We start from the raw sequence: 1,668 nt of genomic DNA on the forward strand, positions 1-1,668 counted from the left end.
TCGCGGGCGAGACCGCCCGCGATGATCGCGCCAAGCGAATGACCGACCAGCACGCAGCGTTCGATGCCGAGCGCCTCGAGCCACGCGTTCAGCGATGCCGCGTAATCGGCGGCAGCCGGCGACGCGCCGTGCACCGGCGTCGACACGCCATAACCGGGCGCATCCCACGCGAGCACGCGCCGCGATGCGCCGAGCGAGTCGAGCTGGTGGACCCACGATGCGGCGCCCGAGCCGATGCCGTGCAGCAGCACGACGGGCAGCGCACGGCCTGCATGCTGCGCGCCGGCCTCGCGATAACCGATCGTGCCCGCTGCGCCGGCCGCGCAACGCTGTTCGGGAAACTGCCCGAGCAGCGCGGCGAACGCCGCAGTGCGGTCGCGTTCACGTTTGTCGATGACACTCATTGCTTCACCCGCTCCGTCTCAGCGCTTGATCTTCGCGAGCGGCGAATCGGGCGGATACGTCGGCGTGACCGGCTTCGGCGAACCGAGCATCACGCACATCAGCGCATCTTCCTCGCCGATGTTGATTTCCGTGCGATACACGCCCGGCGGCACCGAGATCAGGTCGCGCTCGCCGAGGATCGCTTCCCACGTCTCGCCGTCACGCTCGCAGATCACCTTCATCTTGCCGCGCAGCACGAAGAAGATTTCCTCGACGTCCATGTGGATGTGGCTCGGGCCGATGTTGCCGGCCGGGATGACCATCGTCGAGAACGTGAAGCCGCCGGCCGGCACCGTGTTGACGTCCTTCGCGACGCCCGTGCCGCCCGTGCCGACGTAGCGCATCTGCGCACGGCGGTACTTCGGGTCGTAGTCGGCCTGGAACTTCAGTGCATCCCAGTCGTAGCGTCGCGTCGCATAGCGCGCCACGCGCCCTTCCATCCAGTCGTTGAAGCTTGCGCCTTCCGGCTGGTCCCACGACTTGCGTTCGAGATCGGCGTCCGCCATCGTCCTCTCCTTCATCAGAGTGAAAACTTCAATTCAATCAATTCATCACGAAGCCGCCGTTCACCGGCAGCAGTTGACCCGTCACGAAGCGCGCGCCGTCCGACAGCAGGAACAGCACGGGGCCCGTCACGTCGTCGGGCACCTGCGCACGCGTGAGCGCGCGGCCCTGCATGTAGAACGCGTGGCGCTCGGCCGGCACGTAGGCGGTCGCCTCGACTTCGGTCAGCCCCGGCGCGATCGCATTGACCGTCACGCCGTGCGCGCCGAACTCGCGCGCCTGCGCATGCGTCATCGCGATCACCGCGCCCTTGCTCGCGACGTACGCGAGCAGCTTCGGCGCGCCCCACAGCGCGGTGTCCGATGCGAGGTTCACGATCGCGCCGCGGCCCGACTGCGCGAGGTACGGCAGCGCCGCATTGCTGACGAGCCACACGCCGCGCACGTTCACGTTCATCACGGCGTCCCACGTCGCCACGTCGAGCTCGGTCGACAGCTTGCCGCCCGAGTTCGTGATCGCCGCGTTGTTGATCAGCGCATCGATGCCGCCGAGCGCCGCCGCGCCCTGCGCGACGAACGCGGTGACGCTCGCCGGATCGGCGAGGTCGAGCGCGAAGAAATGCGCGACATGGCCGGCTTCCGAGAGTTGCGCGGCAAGCGCACGGCCTTCGTCGGCCAGCACGTCGCCGAACGCGACCTGCGCGCCCGCCGCGACGAGCGC

The 1,668-nt window shown here is 68.6% G+C and carries 3 protein-coding genes; all 3 read right to left on the reverse strand.

Going from position 1 to position 1,668, the window contains the following annotated elements; all coding sequences use genetic code 11:
• On the reverse strand, positions 1 to 404 hold a 404-nt coding region (locus G3N99_RS39830), incomplete at its 3' end, for an alpha/beta fold hydrolase (RefSeq protein WP_206125144.1).
• Between the two features lie 18 nt (positions 405 to 422).
• The gene (locus tag G3N99_RS39835) at positions 423 to 950 is read right to left on the reverse strand and encodes a cupin domain-containing protein (RefSeq protein WP_039344094.1); all 528 of its coding nucleotides are present in this window, start codon (positions 948 to 950) and stop codon (positions 423 to 425) included.
• 37 nt (positions 951 to 987) lie between these two features.
• Positions 988 to 1,668: SDR family oxidoreductase (locus tag G3N99_RS39840; RefSeq protein ID WP_206125145.1), on the reverse strand; the 681-nt coding region annotated here is incomplete at its 5' end.

Origin of the sequence: Burkholderia sp. Ac-20392, assembly GCF_017104585.1 — a bacterium.
GTDB classification, from domain to species: domain Bacteria; phylum Pseudomonadota; class Gammaproteobacteria; order Burkholderiales; family Burkholderiaceae; genus Burkholderia; species Burkholderia lata.

Bases quoted from the DNA above. Each gene is read 5' to 3' on its own strand.
- G3N99_RS39835 (WP_039344094.1), bottom strand. From the start codon at position 950: ATGGCGGACGCCGATCTCGAACGCAAGTCGTGGGACCAGCCGGAAGGC.